The following is a 20741-nucleotide window of genomic DNA, read 5'->3' on the forward strand; positions in this document are numbered from 1 at the left end:
GACGTTAAATGGAGACTGTAATTAATAAATGGTGGCTTCCCCTATTTGTTGTTGAAGGAGATTAGGGTTTTTTATTGACAAAGTATAACTTTTACTATAGTTTTAGCCTCTATGAAGACCGTAACATTTCGAGAATATATAACAGAGATATTAAAAACTGCCAACTATGAAAAGGGCGAAAGCTCTGATGCAATCATTGCGGAGGCGCCGTGTTTACCAGGATGTTTTACCCAGGGCAGAAATTTTGAAGAGGCCAGGGAAAACCTCATAGACGCTATTGAACTTTGGGTTACCATCGGGTTGAAGAAAGGCGAAAAAATGCCTGTTATTCATGGCTGTCGTCTTGCAGCAGACGCAAAGGTATTAACGAAGAAACGTGTTCATGTCTAGCCTGAGACCCTGTAAACGGCAAGCGCTAATCAGGAAGTTGAAGAAATTTGGATTCGAAGGCCCATACCCCGGTGGTAAACATAGTTGGATGGAGAAAGAACATATCCGGCTTATCATTCCCAATCCACATAAGGGTGATATAGACGTTGGCCTTATCAGAAGGATATTGAAACAGGCTAATATAAGCCCCGAAGAGTGGAATAGTATATAACCGCTTTGGTGCACAGGAAAAGAAGGGGAACTAAAAATAAGGGAAGTGTTCCTCCTTCTCCCCTCAAAACCCAGGTTCAACCCTCAATAATTGGAATATTTCAATTGTCCACGAAAAACACGAAACGTACGGAATCCTTTTCGCGTACTTTAGCGTCATTCGTGGGCTCTTTTAAACAAAAAATACCCTTGACCTTTGTAAGGCGTGGGAGTGTTTTTGTGGTGGATGATCATCGGTCCAAATACCAGGAATGAGGTTGAGAAATCCTGGGGCGTCAGGACAACGGCTATAGAGCCTCTCTGAATCCTGTTCGCAGGAGCGCCATACCTCGTTGTGACATCCACCCAGATTTATTTTTCAAATGTTAGATTCTGATTTTATTGCTCGCTATTCCTTTTTCTCTGTAGGTGACCCTTATTTTTTGTTTTTTTATTTGATTCATTGGCCTGAAAAATGAGTAAAAGCGTGTGATTACTGCAATAATGATTTTGTTTCGTTTTCTTTTAATCTCTGCCAGTGTCTTGTGTTTCTACATAGCCTTTTTCCTCTATGAGGATGAGGAAGGTAAACTCCAGAACAAACTTGAAGAATGGTGGATAAAAATCAGCGACGCCAAGAGTACAGCGTTGTCACGACAAACACGCTTTATGCGGCATGTTTCTGGTCTGGTGTGTTTATGGATTGACAGGATCTTTGGTAAACAATTATGCTCTTTGCAATCTGCGGGTTCCTCACTGTGGTATTCTTTAGCCACCTTTTCTTTTTTATACTTCTTACTAGCTTTGAGTCACAAGGCTGGTAATTCTACAAGCTTTAGCTTTTTCACTGTTCAGATAGGAGGCTCACGCTGGGATGCGCTGGGTATTACTATGACAGGCCCCGCCGCCTCTCCTTCTTACCTTTTTTGCATTGTAGTCGTTACAATGTTTTTTTTATGGATCGGCATATTGCCAACTCTATTACCAAAAAGAATATATCAGTTTACTTGGACTTTGATACTCCTTCTGATTGCTATTTTTGTATACACATCCCTTGGCTATTTTCAAACAACATACGAAGTTGGTATCAAGATATCGGATAAATTCGTTTCATTTCCAGTAATGGTTCGACTGACGATTACATCCTTGTTCATCCTTTGCTTAGTGCTAATCAATGCAACGTTTGTAGCAATCTTACGATATATACTGCGGTGGGATGCTGGGCTCGACTCAGCGGTCAAGATACTCTTTGTAATAGTCATGAACCTTCCGATTTCAGTTGGGCTGTTTATAGCACTGCGTAAGTTGCTTCTACTAATGACAACTATGGAATTAGAGCCTAATTTTCTTGGCATCGCTGCCGCGCTTATAAGTATGTTGGCTCCAGTCTGTGCATTCCCCGTTCTAGTGTTTATGTTGCATCTTTTATTGGTTTTGGTCATGTTGTTCCATCGGTTGTTCTGGCCTTTTTTGGATCGACCGCTATATGCACTCCAGCGCTTCGGGATTGCGCGCAGGCAGAAACTGATTTTTAGTCTTGGAATCATACTTGTAAATGCAGGAATATTTTTTGATGTAAAATGGTTATGGAGTATTATCGGAAAAATGCTGTAGAAGTTATTGGCAATTAAGAAGCGTTTAATAATAGGATCAACGTGATTGTTAAACGTCTTTATTTGTGTCCAACATACACAAAAAACATAGTTAAGTAGGATGGGTTAAACGAAGTGAACCCATCAATATTAAATATCTATTTCATTTTTATAATTGATGGGATCGTGGTGTTGTCAGATCATTTACATTGCATCTGGCGTTTACCTGAGTAAATGAAAGTTCGTGATATCATAAAACTTATTGAAGGAGATGGATGGTATTGGATTGAAACGAAAGGCAGCCATCGACAATACAAACACCCTACCAAAAAGGGCGTGTTACTGTTCCGGGTAAATTATCGGACGACCTCATGCCTGGCAAGTAAATTAAAGAAAGGATAAGATATGCGTTACGCGATAGTTATTGAAAAAGGTCCAAATAATTATTCGGCATATGTTCCGGATTTACCCGGTTGTGTTTCTACTGGTTCGACAGTTGGTGAAGTCGAAATAAATATTAAAGAAGCCATTTCATTTCATATAGATGGCTTAAGAGAAGATGGTCTGCCAATACCTGAACCAACAACCATTTGTGAATACATTGAAACAGCCTGAAAAGTATGATATGTATTGTATTTTACAAAAGTAATGGTATTATAAAATATCAAAATACTTTAAGGGTGGCATTTTTAAAGATAAGGGGTAACGAAAATAGCATATGAATAGATTTAAAACGAATAAAAACAAGGATATTCAAGAAAATATTCTACCCTGGTACAAAGAAGGGTTGAGATTTGAATGTCAGCGATGCGGCAGATGCTGTCGTGGTGAACCTGGTGTGGTATGGGTTAATAAAAGAGAGATCGAAAAAATATCGGCATTTCTGAGTATTACCCAGAACGCATTTGCAAAAAACTATTTGAGGACTATAAATGACCGATTCAGTTTGCTGGAATATGGCAATGGCGACTGCATTATGTATGATAATGGTTGTAAGATTTATGATGTAAGGCCATGTCAGTGCAGGTCCTTTCCATTTTGGACATCGAATTTAGAAAACAGGTCTGAATGGGAAAAAGTAAAAAAGACGTGTCCCGGCATAGATAAAGGGAAGTTACATACACTGGAGGAGATACAGGGCAATTTAAAAATATACGAAGGGCGTTTTGGCTAATATACTATTATGACAAATGTTTGTCCTTTCATCATGGTTCGACAAGCATTCGTCTGAGTTCACGCCGAAGACTCACCATGAACGGTTTGACGATGATAAAACGTTCATTCTGCGATTATTGAAGGATAAATGGCATAGAAATTAATGGAATAAACCTTTGTCAATTTAGTATATGATAATGGAAAGCCCCTCAGGGTTGAATCTCTCTTCAGAATTAGTAATAATCTATCAACATTTAGAAAAAGAGTTAACGCTGCTGAATCCGGGTTGTAATGGGTGTGGAACGTGTTGCAATTTTAGCGCCTTTGATCATGTTCTTTATGCGAGTAGTATAGAAATCAATTTTATTACCCGGAATGTGGAAGTACCGGATTTCAACATTTCAGACAACATTTGCCCTTTTCTGAAGGACAATCAATGCAGTATTAGAGACTTTCGAACGCTTGGGTGTCGTGTTTTTTATTGTAATCCTTATTACAATAAAGTTTTAAATGACTTATACGAGAAGTATTATCAAATGATCAAAGATTTGAGTGGGAAATATAATACTCAATGGAAATACCTGCCTTTTCTTAACCAGCTTGCTGAGTTCAAATTAAAAACAACAACTGCCAGTTGACAATACTAACCCAACTCATTTTTGGCCTTCAAATCCATGGAGAAAAAGTTTGACTTGTTTTTTAAAAATATTATACTTGCGATAAAGAGACTCAATTTCAATTAATTTTCCATTACCTATTATACAAGGAATTTCAAACTGGGAATGTAGCGTGGGAGAAATTCCGCAAAAGCGGCATTTATGTTGTGCTGCATGTAGAATAAAAGTTGCCGAAGGCCTAATTTTAGAATAGGATTGAGCAAATGTCTGTAGTTGATATGAATACCTATAAGGTTGCCCTGGTGGGAAACCCAAATGTCGGGAAAAGTGTGATATTTGGTTTATTGACAGGGAAATACGTGACGGTCTCGAACTACCCCGGAACAACCGTGGAGGTTTCCAAAGGCATTTGCAAAGGGTTGGACGGTGGAATAGAGATTGTAGATACACCGGGGGCAAATAGTCTCATTCCCCTTTCTGAGGATGAGAGTGTTGCAAGGGATATGCTTTTGGAAGAGTACAAGAAGCATATCGTCCAGGTAGCGGATGCAAAGAATCTCCGCCGTGGTTTATTAATTACCACCCAGCTTGCAGAAATGGGACTCCCCGTTGTGTTGGTGTTAAATATGTGGGATGAACTCTTAGATAGGGGTATGAATATTGATGTAGATGTATTGCAGGAAATTTTGAATGTACCTGTCGTGAAAACTATTGCCACACACAGGGTAGGGATAAGCGCGCTGTTTAGTGCTATACCAATCGCAAAAGTACCCAAACTTCATATTGATTACGGGAGCTTAATCGAAGAAGGCATTTCAGGGATACAGAAAATATTGCAGGGTAAGACGACAGTGAATGAACGGGCACTGGCTATAATGCTTTTATCGGGTGATGAAGCCCTCGAAGAAAAGTTACGACATAAACTCGCAAACGGTTCACTTGCTGAAATCCAATGCATTCGAGAAGGTATCCAAAGCCATTTTAGCAACCCATTGAGTTATGTAATTAACATCAAACGGGCAAATTTTGTAGATTCGTTGGTTGACAAAGTAACGCTTACCCTCAGGAAGGAAAAAGAAACTCATCCGGTTGTGAGGGGTATATTCTTTTATTTTCTTGTGCCATTGGTCTCTTTTTTCATGGGACATAAGCTCACGGCATTATTGATGTATCTCATTTCATCTCGACTTCCTTTCGGCGGTATTTTGACACTTGCCACGCCTCTTGCAGTCGGCGTTATATCATCTCTATGGTTCTCACTATACCTCTACTTGAGAGAATACAAGGCAAAGAGTACGATTGCAGAGATATTGGGGCGCGTTACCATGCATCCGATAGCAGCCTTTCCTCTGTTGATTGTCATTTTATGGATTGTTTATAAGCTTGTGGGGGAGTTTGGAGCCGGAACGTGCGTAGATTTTTTTGAAGAGAAGGTGTTTGGCCGCTCTTTAATACCTTCGGGTGGTTTTGATCTGTACGTATATATTCCCTTTATTAAAAAAACCTATGTGTTTACCCATGTAAACTTCCAGGGGTTTAATTATTATTTTGGATTGCTTGCACAGAAGGTGATAAGCAAGGACAATATTATCTTTGAATTGTTTTTGAATGAACAATCCGGGTTAGTGCGTGTGGGGCTTACCTATGCAATCGCCATTGTTTTTCCCATTGTGGGGTTTTTCTTTCTGGCGTTTGGAATTATGGAAGACAGTGGTTATCTCCCGCGTCTCGCTGTTATGGTGGATAAGATATTTAAGCGCATAGGGCTGAATGGGAAGGCTGTTCTTCCGATGGTGCTGGGTCTGGGTTGTGATACCATGGCGACCCTGACAACCCGCATCCTTAATACAAAAAAGGAGAGGATTATTGCAACCTTGCTGCTGGCATTGGCAATACCATGTTCTGCACAATTGGGTGTGATTTCAAGTGTGCTGGGCAGGGTTTCAGGGACATATTTTGCCATATACGTTTTTGTCATTTGCACACAGCTTCTCTTTGTTGGCTATTTATCGTCCAAGGTCTTGCCAGGGGCCCCTTCTGATTTCTTAATGGAGATACCTCCATTTCGGATGCCTAAGTTATCGAACATCTTTATCAAGACGTTTTATAGGGTCCACTGGTTTTTAAAGGAGGCCGTGCCTTTATTTATGCTCGGTACCCTAGCATTATTTGTGGCAACAAAATTAGGAGTGCTTTCCTTTATGGAGAGAATAAGTGCGCCAATTGTCCGGAATTTTTTGGGACTGCCGGTAGAAACAGCGCAAGGGTTTATCCTGGGATTCTTGAGGAGGGATTATGGCGCCGTGAGCATCTTTAAGGCGTTGGAAGAAAAAGGCGGGAGTGCTGGTATCGACCCCAAGCAATTATTGGTTTCTTTGGTTGTGATTACGTTATTTATTCCGTGCCTTGCCAATTTTTTTGTGATGATTAAAGAGCAGGGGGTAAAAAATGCATTTTTCATGTTTGCATTTATCTTACCGTATTCTATACTTATTGGTGGTATTTTAAGGTTCATTTTACAACAGTTTTAATGGATGCAAATACGTGGGAAGGTAATATCTATTTCAGGCAAGGTTGCAGAGGTGTGTATTATCAAAGAAAATACAGCATGCGGGAGTTGTTCTACCTGTCTGAAGAAGATGGGCGTACGTGATATTATAAAAGTGGCTGCGATTAGCGGGATTCAGATCGGGCAGGAGGTTGTACTCCACGATACGAAAAATTGGCTTAGGAAGAATAAAATTGTATTTTCACTGCTTGCCTTTGTGTCGGGAATCATATTGACAGAATTCATATCGAAGATTATATCATTTGGCGCTTACCATAAAGAAATTGATTTGCTAGGCGGTAGTTTAGTAATGATAATTATGCTGCTTGTATTATGGGTAAAGAGGCCACAGTATCTTTTTAGGATAGACTTGATAAAAGGGGGAAAAGACTGAATTATGACAGAGCCCAGTGAAGAAGAAATTTTGGAATTGATATGGACAATAGAAGAAGAGAGTGGAAAAGTCGAAAAAGATCCTTTAATAAAAAAGATACATCTTCCCACAGCAGAAGAGAAATTGCATGCCCTCGTTGATGAGGATTTTATTAAAATAGTGAATAATAGGGTAGAACTTACCAGGAAAGGCAGGGCGGATGCACGATTAGTCATTAGAAGACACCGGCTTGCAGAAAGGCTGTTGAACGATGTCTTAGATGTAAAAGAAGATGTCATGGATTCCAGCGCGTGTAAGTTTGAACATATCCTGGATGAGGAAGTCACAACCAGTATATGCACTTTATTGGGACATCCGGTAACTTGTCCTCATGGAAAGACTATACCGCCCGGAGAGTGTTGTGAAAAGGCAAATAAAGAGATAAGGCCTGTCGTGATGCCGTTATCAGACCTGAGGTCAGGGGATACGGCGAAAGTATCCTACATTGTAACAAAATACCATGGGCGGCTTGATAGACTATCATCCATGGGTCTATTGCCCGGCGTTCAAATCCGACTTCATCAAAGACAACCGACGTATGTAATCCAGATGGGCGAGACGCAAATTGCCCTTGACAGTGCTATCGCACGGGATATATACGTACGCCTTGTGTAATCCTTGCTACAGTGACACTATGGTAACGTACAGTTTAAATACGCCATAGAACTTCCAATACGTAAATTACCTCCTTGTTCCTCATTCATTCCCCTGTGTAATACTATTGATATGGATATTTCATAACTGTTTGTTAACTGAGGCTTATGGCATAATCATGCTCCTACTTAGACGTTGATTTCAGGCACATCAGGTTTGTCTAAAATTTCTACAATAGTACAAAAAGCACACAATACCTGTTTTTCTTTTAATGGTATTCAAAAGTAAAGAAAATTAAACAATTCATAACCAGGTAATTGATACTCGAGGTATTTTCATAGTATATTTCATGAGCATATATACTTATCTCATGAATATTGTGTAGATTGACTCTCCTTAGAGGCACCGTTAAATTACGAGGCATATTATTTGCTTTCGTTTGTTACAAAATTAACATTGATAATTAGTTCAGACACGGTGTCGTTCTGGATTTATTCAAGAAAATTTATAATATTCAACCGCTAAATAATAAATTAAGAAAAAAGTTTTGACCTTAGATAACATTAATTTTGTAAGGAGCTTGAAATTATGGATCCCGGTGCGCTGGTCGGTCTTATAATTGGTGCTGGATTGATCATAGTAGGTATAGTAATGAGCGGCGGAGTAACCGCTGTGATGGGGTATATCGATATACCATCAATTATGATCGTAGTTGGGGGAACAGTAGCAGCAACAATTGTAAGATTTCCTATTCCCACTGTGATGGGTGCGATTGGTATAACAAAAAAAACTGTTTTTGTAAAGACTGGATCGGCGGAGGAAGAGATTAAGCGGTTGGTTGAATATTGTAAGATTAGCCGTCGTGAAGGTCTTCTGGGACTGGAGAAGGAAATCGAAAAGATCAGTGATGAGTTTCTGATCAAGGCGGTGAGACTGTTGGTAGATGGTTCTGATACTGATACCTTAAGAGGTATTTTGGGTACAGAAATTGACAATATCCGTCAGAGGCATTCAGCTGGCAAGGGGATTCTTGAGTTTGCCGGGTTGATGGCCCCCGCCTTTGGTATGATAGGAACGTTGATTGGGCTTGTTGATATGTTGAAAAAGCTCGATGACCCCTCAAAGATCGGGGCGGGTATGGCCGTGGCGCTTATTACCACGTTTTATGGGGTTATCATGGCGAATCTCATGCTTTTGCCGCTTGCCGGCAGGCTGGATACCTTAAGCAAAAAGGAACTTTTATTGAAAGAAATTATTATGGAGGGGGTAGTCTCTATCCAAAAAGGGGATGCCCCTATGATAACTGAGGATAAACTGAAATCATTCCTGCAACCAAAGGTAGCCAATAAAATATCCACGAGTCCCGCAAAAGAAGGAAAACCATCATAATGAATGACGAAGAAAAGGGATACGAACCTCCCGGATGGTTACTTACCTACGGTGATATGGTAACGTTGCTTGTCACTTTTTTTGTTATGTTGATCAGTCTTTCTACCATCAATGTGGATAAGTATAAGAAGGCCATGTCGGAGGTTCAGAAAACTTTTGTGGGTGATGGGGGAGAATTTTTATTGGAAGATGGTACAAGCCCAATTGAAAATCTTTTTGAAAATGAACTGGGTGCATTGGAAAGTCCTGAAATGGAAGAACCCGTTGAAAATTTCATTGATGCCGAAGAGACGTACCATTATTTATCAAACTTTATCAAGGAAAGCAAACTAGCTAAATACATAAGTATTGAAGATATTAAGATAGGATGCAGGATAGAAATTCCCTTAGATTTGTGTTTTGAAAAAGGTGAATCTATGGTAAAAAGAGAGACACACACGATTCTTGAGGAATTAGGTATAGCATTACGAAGTATTAGCGGTAAGATTATAATTGATACCAATGTGGGAATGGCTATAAAGCCCGATACAGAGGCAACAGATTTGTCTGTTGATAGAGCGGCCAACTTATGTGATTTTCTCGTGACCCAAGAAAATATTGAATCACAAAGGGTTGCAATATCAGGGTATTCTAACTCTTATGCAAATAAAAACGATACTATTGGGATTATTATATTAAAAAAATGACCATGGCAGTGCTGCTTGTCGGAGACTCTTAGGAAGATGTCAGCAGGAAATCAAAAGAAAAAAAGGTTTTTTGATTCAAAGCCTCCCGATATGTTCATGCTATCGTATGCATCGCTTGCGACGTTATTACTGGCTTTTTTTATAGTTCTAAACACCTTTACCGAGGAAAAGAAAAAGGAGTTTATTGAAGGATTTCAAAGATCGATGAAAAAAAGGGAAATAACTTTCGGTATGGGCGGGATACTGTCAGGTTGGGGTGATGGCGAGGAAAAAGAAGCCATCCGTAAAATGAAGTACATTTATCCTGACAGGAAAAATAAGCCAATGGAAAGCAGTGATAAAGGTGTAGACGAAATCAATCGTGAAGAAGATCACATACCGGCGGCCGTTATAGTTTCTTTTGATGAGCATGATACTGCTATTTCTAATGAGGGAAGACATTCTTTGGATAGTTTGATCGATTTGATTGGGGAAAGACCTTGTTCCCTTATTATAGAGGGACATACGAGAAAAAATTTTATGCCGTCACGAGAGTATAATAACTGCTGGAAACTTTCTCTGGATCGTGCAAAAATAGTTGCGGATTATCTTCACGACAAAGGTAATATTTCTTTTAAGCGATTGATTACTGTCGGATACGGAAACAATAAACCCTTGACAAGAAACGTTAGGGGGGATGAACATAATGACCGGGTATCCATAATTATCAATATATTAAAATAGATTGTTTCTCTTTTGGCTTGACAATGCCATGCAGGTGTGATATTAATTCCCATTCATGAAGACAATTCAAAACTCTTTCATAACGATCTTTGGAGTATGTGTCCTTTCTGCTTTATCCAAGGTTGATATTGCCACATGTGCCGAAACACGTAATTTTGAAGTATCTAAAGAAAATAACCAGAAGGCGCCCCTTGTATTAGCAAGAAAAGAGGAAGACCTAGTTATTTACAAAAAAGATATTATCATTCGTTCAGACGAACTCAAGGCAGAATCTAAAAAAGAAGTCGAAGAGTTCAAGCCCATCGAAAAACCAGTATCGAAAAAACAAGAAACACCCGACTTGGATATTGTCGACAAATATTTAAGAGAGGGGAAAAAATACGAAGCAAGAAATATTTTATCCGATTTTTTTATCAATAAAAAAATACCGGGAAAACAAAAAGAGATAAAGGAACTGTTAGACAAATTGAACGAAGAACTGATCTTTTCGCCTGCACCTTCTCCGGATGCTACAACCTATACAGTTCAACCCGGTGACATCCTTTCCAGAATTGCAAAGCAATTTAACACAAACTACGAGTTGATTATGAAAATTAACGGTAAAGCATCCGCACGATTGAACATTGGTGAACAATTAAAAATACTAACTGGAAAGACAAAAATATTCATTAGCAAGAGTGACTTTACACTGACGTTGATGTTGAATGACCATTACGTAAGGCAATATCGCATTGCAACAGGGAAAAACGATAAAACACCGGTGGGTACATTTGAAGTAAAAAATAAAATGAAAGAGCCTGTATGGTATTCACCGGATGGAGGGGTATTCCCTTATGGGCACAAAGAGAATATTCTTGGTACACGGTGGATAGGTTTCAAAGATAAACCAAACCTGTCAGGGTATGGAATTCATGGTACGACACAACCTGAAACAATAGGTACTGCTTCATCGAATGGTTGCATCAGGATGATCAATGGCGATGTGGAAGAACTCTATGATTTTGTGACGGCAAATACCGAGATTATTATTCAGACGTGAGGGGTTTGTGTATAGAAACGAACCACTCGAAAAATATTTGAAAGACGCTGCGGCTGGAACACCGATTCCTGGCGGTGGAAGTGTAGCGGCATTAGTAGCTGCATTAGCAACAACGATGGCTTCAATGCCGGCAAATATAACTATTGACAGAGAAAAATTTAAGCAATATGACTCTCAACTGAAGAAGATACTTGAAGCATGTGAAAAGAGCAGAGAAACCGTGTTGTCCTTGATGGAAGAGGATATTAAAGCTTACAGCAGGGTCAATGATGCATATAAATTGCCAAAGTCGACCGAAGCGGAAAAGGATAAACGGACTGAGGAAATACAAAAAGCAACCATCATTGCAATGGAAGTTCCATTAAAAACAACGATGTGTTGCCTTTCTATATTGGAACAGACACGGGAATTAGTAGACATTGTAAGTCCGAATCTCATTTCCGATGTCGGGGTAGCAGGTTTTTTGGCAGATGCGGCATTTCAATGTGCAAAATTAAATGTAGAAATAAACCTTGCCACTATCAAAAACCAAAGCCTTGTCGAAAAGGTACAGAATGAAATAAGCCATGCCGAAAAGAAGGCAGAGCTATTTTTCAAAGAGATAAATGGGCGCGTTCAGGAAAAAATAAAGAGATAATCGTTACATATTGAGCATTTACTATGGAATGGGAAATAAAAAGGGGCTCTAACGGATGCCTTCTTTGTAATAAGGAATTTTTAGAGGAGGAGGAATATTATTCTGCCCTCTTTGATGAAAGTAATACGTTCATTCGGAAGGATTTTTGCACCCCATGCTGGAATAAGGGCAAGGAAAGTGTACCTTTTTCATTTTGGAAAACGAAGGTGCCAAAGAAGGATAAACCCGTTCAAGCATTTATAAATATCGAAGTCTTGTTAGATATGTTTATGAGATTGGAAGGAAACTGCGAAACTCACCAAAGAAATCTCCGGTATGTACTTGCACTTTATCTGATCAGAAAAAAGGTGTTTAAATTAAAATCTTTTAAAAGAGAAAACGGAGAAGAGATTATTACACTCTATTATCCGAAAGAAGACCGGGAATTCGATGTATTTAATCCAAATTTAAAAGAAGAAGAAATTGAAGCCATCACATCCGAAATGAGCCAACTCCTCAACTATCCATACCTGGAACGTGAAGTTCTGAGCACTACAGATTAAACGCTTGATAAGAAAAAGTTGGTTTATGAAATTACTGTTTTTCCTGTAGAAAGCCTTACTTTGTAAGGATAATATTTGTGTTTCCCAATTATTTTGAAAAGACGTGTTGACCTATATCTGGTTGTAATACAACAGATGGAGTAAAAGGTAATCAAAGGTGCTAAGATATCCAAAAAGGGAACAAGAATGTGCAAATCATACTCGGTCATTAATCCAATGAAGTTTGTTGCAAAAAAGTTTCTTATAAAAAGGAACAAATAAAGCGAAATGCTGATGCCCTTGTTTGCAGATAAATAACTGCAATAAATGTAAGCAAAAACAAGACAGGAACATAATTTTATTACGTCATTGAAGGTATTTAAAACGAAGGATATATAATTGTTTTCAATAGATAATATCTCTAACCCTATGGATAATACATATTTTGAGAAAAGGTATAAACCGAATCCCACAAGAATACCCAAAAAGAATACCCCTTTTGTCCATCGGATAGAATTTATTATCTGTTTGGAGGATTCCAGATGTACTAGTGGAAGGATAGATACCACGCCAGTCTTTTTCATATAATTTTTTATTTGTCTGATAACTTGTAGATACCCATCACCTAACTCATCCTGGATATTAAAGTACTTACCGATTGCTGTTCTTTTTGTATCAGCGGAAATAAAGAACAGATATGCTATAGCAAATACTATAACTGTTATCATATCACCATACATGTCAGGTATGCTTGGTGTATGAATATCATACCGAAGATATGAATCTCCCGATTGCAGAATACGAAAAAAGATGAGTGCATTAATAATATGTTCTGTGACAAACTTGAGATTAATGCCAATAAATATTAATAATGTGCATATTTTTATTGAATTTAGCATATGGCGATATTGTTTGATGCAAAGAAGTACCACGGGAAAATATTCAGAAAAAAAAGAGTTTCTGAATATCCTGAATATCGGAAAATTTTGAAAAAACTTTAAAATAAAAATGCAGAAGTTATATGTGGGAAGTTGCGGATGGATTATGGGAGAGCATTGTTATAAATTTTATTTTATAAAATGAAAAATGCTTATTGAATTGCCTCAGCATGTGAATATGGTAATATTACTCACAGGTTCCTTATGCTGAGTTAACTCAATAAGCATGAAAGAAAAACGATTTATAATGTCTCGTTCAACAAATACTATGTTTTTTCATTCGTAAGGTCATCCCCCTAATTATTAGGTAACTGGAGTATCTGCGCCTTTCGCTGTGTTAAAGCTACAGGTCTCGCAATCTCCGGCAATGCCCCTCTTTTTCTTTTCTTTTAATGCAGACCGAAGCTTTATTACCCGATCGGTGTCAATCTTTTTTCCTCTTTGTAACGTTAATAACTTGACACGGATCTGCCTTGTCCTTCTGATGCTGGGACACTTTGTTTTTATCATACCTACAGGGCAGATACCTACTATTTTCTTTTTGTTTATCTTCTTTGCCATAATAAAAACTCCTTTCATAACATTAAATACAGGATTTATTATTGTTTTCGTGAATTAAATCAGGGATAATAATTTTCAATGTCTCTTTCGCGGCGGATTGCTCTGCTTCCTTTTTGCTTTTACCCCATCCTCTACCATATTCAGTACCTTTTATGAGCACGCTTACTTCAAACGATTTTCCATGATCTGGTCCTATTTGCTGCAGGACCCGATAACTCGGTGTAACGCCGAATTCCTTTTGACTATGCTGTTGAAGGATGGATTTGTAATTTTTCTCATGCTGATCCTTGCAGACTATATCTACCTCTTTTTTTAAATACTTTACTGTAAAATTATAGGCGGGATCAAGGCCACCGTCGAGATATATTGCAGCAACTACCGCTTCAAATACATTAGCCAGTAAGGATTTCGGAAGAAAATTCCGGTCATTTAAACCCCTTCCCACAGAAAGAAAATCTTTTAAATGTGCTTCCATACTGACTTTGGCAAGTGTCGCTTGGCTTACCACCACGGATTTTATCTTTGTTAACTCGCCCTCGCTACATTGGGGCAATGTCTTGTAAAGATAGTCAGAAATGATCATACCCAATATAGCGTCTCCCAAAAATTCCAAACGCTCATTAGAAAAGTTATTTTCTAATTTACAGGAAGTATGGGTCAATGCCCTTTCAAGCACAATGGTATTGTTAAAGTAATATCCTATTGCCAATTGACACTCACTGAGTTTTTCCGGATCCATGTGCCTATTCGTTTGGAGTATCATTTTTTTGGAACTTTTTCTCCTTGAATAGCATTGATTCTTCTATGGCTGTGTACTTCGTGGCTGCATCAATAAGCTCGATGGCCGTGCTGCGTCTGAACGAGACAACTTCTACCCGGCAGCCGTGTGCCTTCAACATTTCCACAAGTGGCGCAAAATCTCCGTCTCCGCTTACGAGCACCACTGTATCTAACTTTGGCGCAATTGCGATGGAATCGATAGCAATACCCATGTCCCAATCCCCCTTTGCCGTCCCGTCGGGTCTCAACCGAAGTTCCTTCGATTTGATTTCATACCCCAAGCGACTCAATGCATCAGTAAAACTGGATTGGTCTACGTCGGGTTTTTGCACAACATATGCAATTGCACGAATGAGATTTCTGTCACCTACAATTTCTAATAAAAGTTTACTGTAATCGATTTTAGATTGGTGTAGCGCCTTTGCCGAATAGAACATATTTTGGACATCAACGAATATCCCGATCCTTTGTTGTGATCCTTTGATTCGTCCACCTACCATGTATATCTTCCTTTCTGATAAAGACTTAATACGATGAAGATTACATAATAAATATAAGTACCTAACTTAAAAAGTTTTAATATAAAAATACAATTGAGAAAAAATTAGGTAGGTTAATTAAAGATACCGTATAAGTTCAAAGAACGTAGATAGCTATGACAAATTCGTCATAACATACCTTTTTACAAAATATTAGAGCAACTAAAAAAACTCCGTTTAATTATTTTAACAACCTTTTATTCACAGTCAATTAAAAAATGAAATAACTTAATTTTATTGACTCTTATCGTGAATTCTGATAAATTTGTCGATAAATATATAAATCTAAATGCTTTGTAATCAATAACTAAACATAAAATTAATAGAGAGCGGGAATTACCTAAAAATTTGTTATGGATATAACCCTTTTAAGGAAGGAAATCGATAAGTTGGATTCAAAGATTGTAGAGCTACTGAATGAAAGGGCTAAAGTAGTATTGAAAATTGGTGAAATAAAAAAACACAATGGTGCACAAGTTTATGCCCCTCATAGGGAACAAGAAGTGTATTCACGTATTATATCCCAGAATAAAGGACCTCTGACGAACGATTGTTTGATGGCGATATATCGCGAGTTAATGGCTGGTTCATTGATATTGGAAAAGGCTATAAAGGTGTCATATCTTGGTCCTCAAGGGACTTTTAGTTATTTTGCCGCTAAACAAAAGTTTGGCTCATCCGTTGAGTACGTTCCGGTAAGGGGTATTGATGATGTTTTTAGGGATGTAGAAGCCGGGAGAAGTGATTATGGAATAGTACCGGCTGAAAATTCCACAGAGGGTGGAATCAGAGAGACATTAAATATGTTCGTGGAATTCGATGTTAAAGTGTGTGCCGAGATTATTTTGCCAATTCACCATGCTTTAATAACAAACTGTGCCAAAGAGGAGATTAAAAAGGTATACTCGAAGCCCCAGATTTTGTCGCAATGCAAAAATTGGTTGGCAAGTAATCTTCCTCGTGCTGAATTAATCGAAGTCAGCAGCAGTGCCGAGGCTGCTCGCATCGTTGCTGATGCTGAAAAATCCGGGAAAGAAGGGCGATATTGTGCGGTAATTGCCAATGCGGAGATAGCGCAGCAGTACGGATTGAATATTCTTTGTAAAAACATTGAAGACAACCCAAATAATATAACAAGGTTCTTTGTTTTAAGCAAAGAATACGGTGCGCCAAGTGAAAAGGACAGGACGGCAGTGATGTGCTACATAAAAAATCGTGCTGGGGCGTTATTGGAAATACTGGAACCTTTCAAAACCTTTAATATCAATCTCACAAATATTGAGGCATTACCTACCAGAAAAAAGGCGTGGGAATATTGTTTTTACCTGGATTTCGAAGGACATGTATCGAATGAAACGATAAAAAAAGCCCTCGATGAAGTGTCTAAAAGATGTTCTGATATGAAGATTTTGGGATCATTTCCAAAGTGTGATTGAGGGGATGTAATTCTGCAACCAATGATAAAAAAGCCTTTTATTGTGGGAAACTGGAAGATGAATCTCACACTTAGGGAAGCAGTGGAATTTGCAAAATCGCTCCGAGGTAGTCTGGACGATAGAAACGATGCTATGTGTGGAATTTGTCCACCCTTTGTTTTTTTGAACGATGTTTGCAAGGTGTTAAAGGGTAGTGCTATCTGCATAGCAGCACAGAATATTCATAGTGAAAAAAACGGTGCTTATACGGGTGAGATTTCTGCTATCATGGTAAAAGAAGTTGGTTGTACTCACGTGCTTATAGGTCATTCCGAACGCAGACATATTTTTAATGAGAACGATTCTTTTATCAACGCCAAGATAAAGATGGCACTGTCCGTCAATTTAAAACCGATTTTTTGTGTTGGAGAAACATTACATGAAAGAGAGGATGGAAAAACAAGACATGTGATCAAAAATCAATTAATAGAGGGTTTGCGAGGAATTAGCGCAGATCACATAAGAGATATTGTGATTGCTTATGAGCCTGTATGGGCTATTGGTACGGGAAAAACGGCTTTACCTGAGCAGGCCAATGAAGTTCATTCGTTTATCAGAAGCTTTGTAATGGTTGAATACGGTAACGACGCTGCAAACAGCTTATATATCCAATATGGGGGAAGTGTAAAACCGGAGAATGCGGGAGAATTGATGGCACAGCATGAGATTGATGGCCTTCTGGTGGGTGGTGCAAGTATTCGGTTGGATTCCTTTTTGAAAATTGTTGAGGTTGCATCAACGCATTAATGTTTTTGGTATTTTTTTTATTGGGAGAGTTACATGGTAAGGGCTGAAAAGGCATTTAAATGGGGAATTGCGATCATTGTTATCTTTGGAATATTAAATGCATTCTACTTTTTAAATTTAGTCATTGCGCTAAAGATTGTGCTACCTGTATTATGCGTGTTCCTGATTGGGTCTATCTTATTGCAATCGGGTAAAGGTGGAGGATTGGCAGCTATCGGTGGGTTGGGAGACCAGGCTGCCTTTGGTACGAGAACAAGTACATTTTTAACCAAAGTTACCTACCTCATAGGTGCTGCATTTATTGTCGCTACAGTCTTTTTGTTTAAGTTATCCATCCCTGCTAGGGGGATAAGTACGATGATTACGCAGGAAGCCCCTGAGACACAACATACGCACAACCATCCTGCACATGGAGATCAGCATGGACACGGTGATATTCCCCATACGGAAAGAAAAGCCGGTGATGCCTCTGCGGTTGGCATGCAAAATGTGGCAGAGGAAACACCAAACAAACCCGTGCCGGAGAACCAATCAATGGGTATGAAACCTGTTCGGGAGGAAGAACAACCTTCAGGTGTTCCAGAGAGGGCCACGTCCGAAGGGCAAAAAGATACAGACGAAAATTCAAATAAATAGCTGGCAAACACAAATGTTTTGGTGACATTGATGCTCAAAAGTATGACGGGGTTTGGTATAGCTGAATATAAAGATAATGAACGTACGGTGCGGGTGGAATTGCGTTCGGTCAATAATCGATTCTTGAAGGTAGACTCGCGGTTGCCAGATGTATTGCAGTCCTTTGAAAGCGAGATCGAACGTTCAATCAGGGAAAAAATCAACCGTGGTACAGTTCTTTTAAATGTGAATTATCAGTCGCTTCGACAAGAATCTGAGTACGTCTTGAATACTGAGAGATTAAAAGGATATTATCAATTGTTAAGCGATATGAAAAAAGAAATAGGTTCCAGGGAGCGGATATCCGTTAATTCTTTGATACAGCTTCCAGGTGTACTGCAAAAGGGGAAAAACCACGAGGATGCAGATGCCCTGTTATCCATATGCATCTCTCTCATTAACGAGGCCCTGAAAAAGATGCTGGAAATGAGGGCTGTTGAGGGGAGGCATCTTGGAAAAGATATTGAACGACGAAAAGAACTTATCCTTTCGATACTCGATAAAATTGAAACAAGGGCACCTGTCGTAGTCCAGGAATATAGCAAGCGTTTACAGAGCAGGCTTGCCTCACTGCTGACGGGGACAACTATAGAATTAACCGATAGTAACCTCTGCCGCGAAATTGCCATCTTCGCAGAACGATGTGATATTACCGAGGAAATCAGTCGCCTTAAAAGCCATTTGTATCAACTGCAAGAAGCGATACAATCGGATGAACCAATGGGGAGGAAGCTTGATTTTATTGTACAAGAAATGTTCCGTGAAACCAATACCATGTGCTCAAAGGCAAACGATAGTGTGATGCTGAAGGATTTGGTGGATATAAAGACAGAAATTGAGAAAATCCGGGAGCAGATCTTTAACATTGAATAAAGTTTGTAATTCTCTCAATCTTTAATGCAGTGCGCGAGATGGGTAAGATTGTGATTATTTCAGGGCCTTCGGGGTCGGGTAAAACAACAGTATGCAAACTGCTTGAAAAAGACCCCCATGTGAAGAAATCAGTATCAGTGACCACACGCCTACCCCGGCAAAATGAGAAAAATGGCGAGGCCTATCATTTTATCTCGACAACAAAATTAGAGGAAATGATTCGGGGGGGTGAACTGGCAGAATATGCAGAATATTGCGGGTACTACTATGGGACTCCCCTGAATGCTTTGAAAGAAGCCCTTACAAAAGATATTGTTTATTTACTCGAAATAGAGGTGCAGGGAGCGCTCCAGATTATGGAGAAATTCCCAGAGGCGATATCGATATTTTTGATGCCACCAGATAAAAAAACTCTGGGTCAGCGGTTAGTGCAAAGAAACGCAAATAAAGAACAGGATATAGCGCTTCGCTTGAAAATTGCTGATAAAGAATTAGAATATAAAGACAGATATAACTATTGTGTCGTGAACGATGATCTGGAAGTAACGGTAAATACTATCCGTAAAATACTAAATCTGGCGTGATCATGTCTTATCATATTGTTTTGGGAGTCACTGGAAGTATTGCAGCATACAAGGCCGTTGAGGTTGTATCCAGTCTGATTAAAAAGGGAAACAGTGTTACCGTGATCATGACGTCTACTGCCCAACGCTTTGTGAATCCCGTGACCTTTCGTTCGATCTCTCAAAATCGGGTTGTAACTGACCTTTTTGTTGAGAACGAGAATTACGACCCCAACCACGTATCACTGGCTGATCGTGCGGATTTGCTGGTGGTCGCGCCAGCCACAGCGAATTTCATTGGAAAGGTTGTATCCGGTATTGCAGACGATGCGTTAACATGTACCATTATGGCAGCGCGTGCCTCTGTGATTATTGCACCGGCAATGAATGACAGTATGTATTTGAATCCCATTGTGCAGGAAAATATAAAGAGATTAACGAAGCTCGGATATATAATTATTGAACCTGAAGAAGGCCGGTTGTGTACGGGTCGCGTTGGGGTAGGAAGATTGGCCTCCGTTGAGAAGATTGTTGGAGTAATCGAAGAAGAACTCAACAGGAAGAGGAACAAATGAATGAATAAGATAAAAGTAAAGGTGATGAAAAAGCAGGGATGCGAGGATATTCCTTTGCCCCAATACATGAGTGAAGCCGCCAGCGGTATGGATTTGTATGCTGCGGTGGATGGGTCTATTTGGCTTGAGCGCAATGAAATTAGGTTGATTCCAACGGGTATCCACATTGAATTGCCTCCGGGATACGAGGCACAAGTCAGACCGAGAAGCGGTTTGGCTTTAAAGTACGGGTTGACGCTCGTGAATACCCCAGGCACAATTGACAGCGATTATCGTGGAGAAATTGGCATTATTTTATGCAATCTTGGGAAAGACAGATTTACTGTAGAACGGGGGATGCGGATTGCACAACTGGTGGTACAACCGGTGACCAGAGCGGAATTAATCGAGGTTGAACGTTTGGAAGAATCTCCGCGTGGTACGGGTGGTTTTGGTCATACGGGGCATTAATGTTGCATGGTTATTTGAAAATTCACCGTACCCAACACTATCCACTGCAAGA

26 protein-coding genes and 1 pseudogene are annotated in these 20741 nt (G+C 39.3%); 23 read left to right on the forward strand and 4 right to left on the reverse strand.

Translation table 11 applies throughout. The annotated features are described in order from the left end of the window. Positions 1-111: 111 nt before the first annotated feature. The 16 genes and pseudogenes from E3K36_02945 (at position 112) to E3K36_03020 (ending at position 12534) form a co-directional block, all read left to right on the forward strand. On the forward strand, positions 112-390 hold the full coding sequence (locus E3K36_02945; protein ID MCF6154212.1) for a type II toxin-antitoxin system HicB family antitoxin: 279 nt from the start codon (positions 112-114) through the stop codon (positions 388-390). Beyond that, complete coding sequence (locus tag E3K36_02950) at positions 383-601, forward strand: type II toxin-antitoxin system HicA family toxin (GenBank protein MCF6154213.1); 219 nt, start codon at positions 383-385, stop codon at positions 599-601. Before E3K36_02945 ends, E3K36_02950 begins: the two co-directional genes overlap by 8 nt. 467 nt (positions 602-1068) lie before the next feature. Continuing rightward, the gene (locus E3K36_02955) at positions 1069-2193 is read left to right on the forward strand and encodes a hypothetical protein (GenBank protein ID MCF6154214.1); all 1125 of its coding nucleotides are present in this window, start codon (positions 1069-1071) and stop codon (positions 2191-2193) included. 212 nt (positions 2194-2405) lie between these two features. Continuing rightward, a pseudogene (locus E3K36_02960) lies at positions 2406-2557 on the forward strand (addiction module toxin, HicA family). Between the two features lie 19 nt (positions 2558-2576). Then, positions 2577-2786: a type II toxin-antitoxin system HicB family antitoxin gene (locus E3K36_02965; GenBank protein MCF6154215.1), complete on the forward strand. Its 210-nt coding sequence runs from the start codon at positions 2577-2579 to the stop codon at positions 2784-2786. Between the two features lie 103 nt (positions 2787-2889). Further along, the gene (locus tag E3K36_02970) at positions 2890-3345 is read left to right on the forward strand and encodes a YkgJ family cysteine cluster protein (protein MCF6154216.1); all 456 of its coding nucleotides are present in this window, start codon (positions 2890-2892) and stop codon (positions 3343-3345) included. A 172-nt stretch (positions 3346-3517) separates the two neighbouring features. Then, positions 3518-3964, forward strand: coding sequence for a hypothetical protein (locus E3K36_02975; protein MCF6154217.1), 447 nt, complete (start codon positions 3518-3520; stop codon positions 3962-3964). A 242-nt stretch (positions 3965-4206) separates the two neighbouring features. Further along, entirely contained in the window at positions 4207-6474 is a 2268-nt protein-coding gene (locus E3K36_02980; protein ID MCF6154218.1) for a ferrous iron transporter B, read from the forward strand. 3 nt (positions 6475-6477) lie between these two features. Further along, positions 6478-6885 carry a hypothetical protein gene (locus tag E3K36_02985; GenBank protein ID MCF6154219.1) on the forward strand — a complete coding sequence of 136 codons (408 nt, stop codon included), beginning with the start codon at positions 6478-6480 and terminating at the stop codon, positions 6883-6885. A 3-nt stretch (positions 6886-6888) separates the two neighbouring features. Further along, positions 6889-7539, forward strand: coding sequence for a metal-dependent transcriptional regulator (locus tag E3K36_02990; protein MCF6154220.1), 651 nt, complete (start codon positions 6889-6891; stop codon positions 7537-7539). 567 nt (positions 7540-8106) lie between these two features. Beyond that, a complete protein-coding gene (locus E3K36_02995) occupies positions 8107-8907 on the forward strand; it encodes a motility protein A (GenBank protein ID MCF6154221.1) in 801 nt (266 codons plus the stop codon). Continuing rightward, on the forward strand, positions 8907-9593 hold the full coding sequence (locus E3K36_03000; GenBank protein ID MCF6154222.1) for a hypothetical protein: 687 nt from the start codon (positions 8907-8909) through the stop codon (positions 9591-9593). Before E3K36_02995 ends, E3K36_03000 begins: the two co-directional genes overlap by 1 nt. 36 nt (positions 9594-9629) lie before the next feature. Then, positions 9630-10316 (forward strand): hypothetical protein, encoded by a 687-nt coding sequence (locus tag E3K36_03005; GenBank protein ID MCF6154223.1) that lies wholly within the window; start codon positions 9630-9632, stop codon positions 10314-10316. Between the two features lie 55 nt (positions 10317-10371). Next, positions 10372-11355, forward strand: coding sequence for a LysM peptidoglycan-binding domain-containing protein (locus E3K36_03010; GenBank protein MCF6154224.1), 984 nt, complete (start codon positions 10372-10374; stop codon positions 11353-11355). Further along, complete coding sequence (locus E3K36_03015; GenBank protein ID MCF6154225.1) at positions 11330-11992, forward strand: hypothetical protein; 663 nt, start codon at positions 11330-11332, stop codon at positions 11990-11992. The genes E3K36_03010 and E3K36_03015 overlap by 26 nt, the downstream gene beginning before the upstream one ends. 23 nt (positions 11993-12015) lie before the next feature. Continuing rightward, a complete protein-coding gene (locus tag E3K36_03020) occupies positions 12016-12534 on the forward strand; it encodes a hypothetical protein (GenBank protein ID MCF6154226.1) in 519 nt (172 codons plus the stop codon). Between the two features lie 23 nt (positions 12535-12557). Here the strand turns inward: E3K36_03020 and E3K36_03025 are convergent, their stop codons facing one another. The 4 genes from E3K36_03025 to E3K36_03040 all read right to left on the reverse strand — a co-directional run bounded on the left by E3K36_03025 (position 12558) and on the right by E3K36_03040 (position 15292). Continuing rightward, positions 12558-13253: a hypothetical protein gene (locus E3K36_03025; protein MCF6154227.1), complete on the reverse strand. Its 696-nt coding sequence runs from the start codon at positions 13251-13253 to the stop codon at positions 12558-12560. Positions 13254-13754: 501 nt separating this feature from the next. Further along, a complete protein-coding gene (locus tag E3K36_03030) occupies positions 13755-14012 on the reverse strand; it encodes a hypothetical protein (GenBank protein MCF6154228.1) in 258 nt (85 codons plus the stop codon). 22 nt (positions 14013-14034) lie between these two features. Continuing rightward, the gene (rnc, locus tag E3K36_03035; GenBank protein ID MCF6154229.1) at positions 14035-14775 is read right to left on the reverse strand and encodes a ribonuclease III; all 741 of its coding nucleotides are present in this window, start codon (positions 14773-14775) and stop codon (positions 14035-14037) included. After that, complete coding sequence (locus E3K36_03040; GenBank protein MCF6154230.1) at positions 14756-15292, reverse strand: NYN domain-containing protein; 537 nt, start codon at positions 15290-15292, stop codon at positions 14756-14758. The genes rnc and E3K36_03040 overlap by 20 nt, the downstream gene beginning before the upstream one ends. 392 nt (positions 15293-15684) lie before the next feature. On the opposite strand from E3K36_03040, the gene pheA reads away from it, so the two are divergent. Genes pheA through E3K36_03075 form a run of 7 tightly spaced genes read left to right on the forward strand, consistent with a single transcriptional unit; the run spans position 15685 to position 20689 of the window. After that, on the forward strand, positions 15685-16767 hold the full coding sequence (pheA, locus tag E3K36_03045; protein ID MCF6154231.1) for a prephenate dehydratase: 1083 nt from the start codon (positions 15685-15687) through the stop codon (positions 16765-16767). Between the two features lie 24 nt (positions 16768-16791). Beyond that, positions 16792-17553: a triose-phosphate isomerase gene (locus E3K36_03050; protein MCF6154232.1), complete on the forward strand. Its 762-nt coding sequence runs from the start codon at positions 16792-16794 to the stop codon at positions 17551-17553. A gap of 33 nt (positions 17554-17586) precedes the next feature. Continuing rightward, positions 17587-18189, forward strand: coding sequence for a preprotein translocase subunit SecG (secG, locus tag E3K36_03055; GenBank protein ID MCF6154233.1), 603 nt, complete (start codon positions 17587-17589; stop codon positions 18187-18189). Positions 18190-18219: 30 nt separating this feature from the next. Continuing rightward, positions 18220-19101, forward strand: coding sequence for a YicC family protein (locus E3K36_03060; protein MCF6154234.1), 882 nt, complete (start codon positions 18220-18222; stop codon positions 19099-19101). A gap of 38 nt (positions 19102-19139) precedes the next feature. Further along, positions 19140-19685, forward strand: coding sequence for a guanylate kinase (locus E3K36_03065; protein MCF6154235.1), 546 nt, complete (start codon positions 19140-19142; stop codon positions 19683-19685). 2 nt (positions 19686-19687) lie between these two features. Next, the gene (locus E3K36_03070) at positions 19688-20239 is read left to right on the forward strand and encodes a phosphopantothenoylcysteine decarboxylase (GenBank protein MCF6154236.1); all 552 of its coding nucleotides are present in this window, start codon (positions 19688-19690) and stop codon (positions 20237-20239) included. Then, entirely contained in the window at positions 20240-20689 is a 450-nt protein-coding gene (locus tag E3K36_03075) for a dUTP diphosphatase (protein MCF6154237.1), read from the forward strand. It begins immediately after the preceding gene. Positions 20690-20741 lie beyond the last annotated feature (52 nt).

This window comes from Candidatus Brocadia sp., assembly GCA_021646415.1.
In the GTDB taxonomy this organism is placed as follows: domain Bacteria; phylum Planctomycetota; class Brocadiia; order Brocadiales; family Brocadiaceae; genus Brocadia.

Coding starts and splice junctions, on each gene's coding strand:
- E3K36_02945 (MCF6154212.1), top strand. CDS start 112: ATGAAGACCGTAACATTTCGAGAATATATAACAGAGATATTAAAAACT.
- E3K36_02950 (MCF6154213.1), top strand. CDS start 383: ATGTCTAGCCTGAGACCCTGTAAACGGCAAGCGCTAATCAGGAAGTTG.
- E3K36_02965 (MCF6154215.1), top strand. CDS start 2,577: ATGCGTTACGCGATAGTTATTGAAAAAGGTCCAAATAATTATTCGGCA.
- E3K36_02970 (MCF6154216.1), top strand. CDS start 2,890: ATGAATAGATTTAAAACGAATAAAAACAAGGATATTCAAGAAAATATT.
- E3K36_02975 (MCF6154217.1), top strand. CDS start 3,518: ATGATAATGGAAAGCCCCTCAGGGTTGAATCTCTCTTCAGAATTAGTA.
- E3K36_02980 (MCF6154218.1), top strand. CDS start 4,207: ATGTCTGTAGTTGATATGAATACCTATAAGGTTGCCCTGGTGGGAAAC.
- E3K36_02985 (MCF6154219.1), top strand. CDS start 6,478: ATGCAAATACGTGGGAAGGTAATATCTATTTCAGGCAAGGTTGCAGAG.
- E3K36_02990 (MCF6154220.1), top strand. CDS start 6,889: ATGACAGAGCCCAGTGAAGAAGAAATTTTGGAATTGATATGGACAATA.
- E3K36_02995 (MCF6154221.1), top strand. CDS start 8,107: ATGGATCCCGGTGCGCTGGTCGGTCTTATAATTGGTGCTGGATTGATC.
- E3K36_03000 (MCF6154222.1), top strand. CDS start 8,907: ATGAATGACGAAGAAAAGGGATACGAACCTCCCGGATGGTTACTTACC.
- E3K36_03005 (MCF6154223.1), top strand. CDS start 9,630: ATGTCAGCAGGAAATCAAAAGAAAAAAAGGTTTTTTGATTCAAAGCCT.
- E3K36_03010 (MCF6154224.1), top strand. CDS start 10,372: ATGAAGACAATTCAAAACTCTTTCATAACGATCTTTGGAGTATGTGTC.
- E3K36_03020 (MCF6154226.1), top strand. CDS start 12,016: ATGGAATGGGAAATAAAAAGGGGCTCTAACGGATGCCTTCTTTGTAAT.
- E3K36_03025 (MCF6154227.1), bottom strand. CDS start 13,253: ATGTATGGTGATATGATAACAGTTATAGTATTTGCTATAGCATATCTG.
- E3K36_03030 (MCF6154228.1), bottom strand. CDS start 14,012: ATGGCAAAGAAGATAAACAAAAAGAAAATAGTAGGTATCTGCCCTGTA.
- rnc (MCF6154229.1), bottom strand. CDS start 14,775: ATGATACTCCAAACGAATAGGCACATGGATCCGGAAAAACTCAGTGAG.
- E3K36_03040 (MCF6154230.1), bottom strand. CDS start 15,292: ATGGTAGGTGGACGAATCAAAGGATCACAACAAAGGATCGGGATATTC.
- pheA (MCF6154231.1), top strand. CDS start 15,685: ATGGATATAACCCTTTTAAGGAAGGAAATCGATAAGTTGGATTCAAAG.
- secG (MCF6154233.1), top strand. CDS start 17,587: ATGGTAAGGGCTGAAAAGGCATTTAAATGGGGAATTGCGATCATTGTT.
- E3K36_03060 (MCF6154234.1), top strand. CDS start 18,220: ATGCTCAAAAGTATGACGGGGTTTGGTATAGCTGAATATAAAGATAAT.
- E3K36_03065 (MCF6154235.1), top strand. CDS start 19,140: ATGGGTAAGATTGTGATTATTTCAGGGCCTTCGGGGTCGGGTAAAACA.
- E3K36_03070 (MCF6154236.1), top strand. CDS start 19,688: ATGTCTTATCATATTGTTTTGGGAGTCACTGGAAGTATTGCAGCATAC.
- E3K36_03075 (MCF6154237.1), top strand. CDS start 20,240: ATGAATAAGATAAAAGTAAAGGTGATGAAAAAGCAGGGATGCGAGGAT.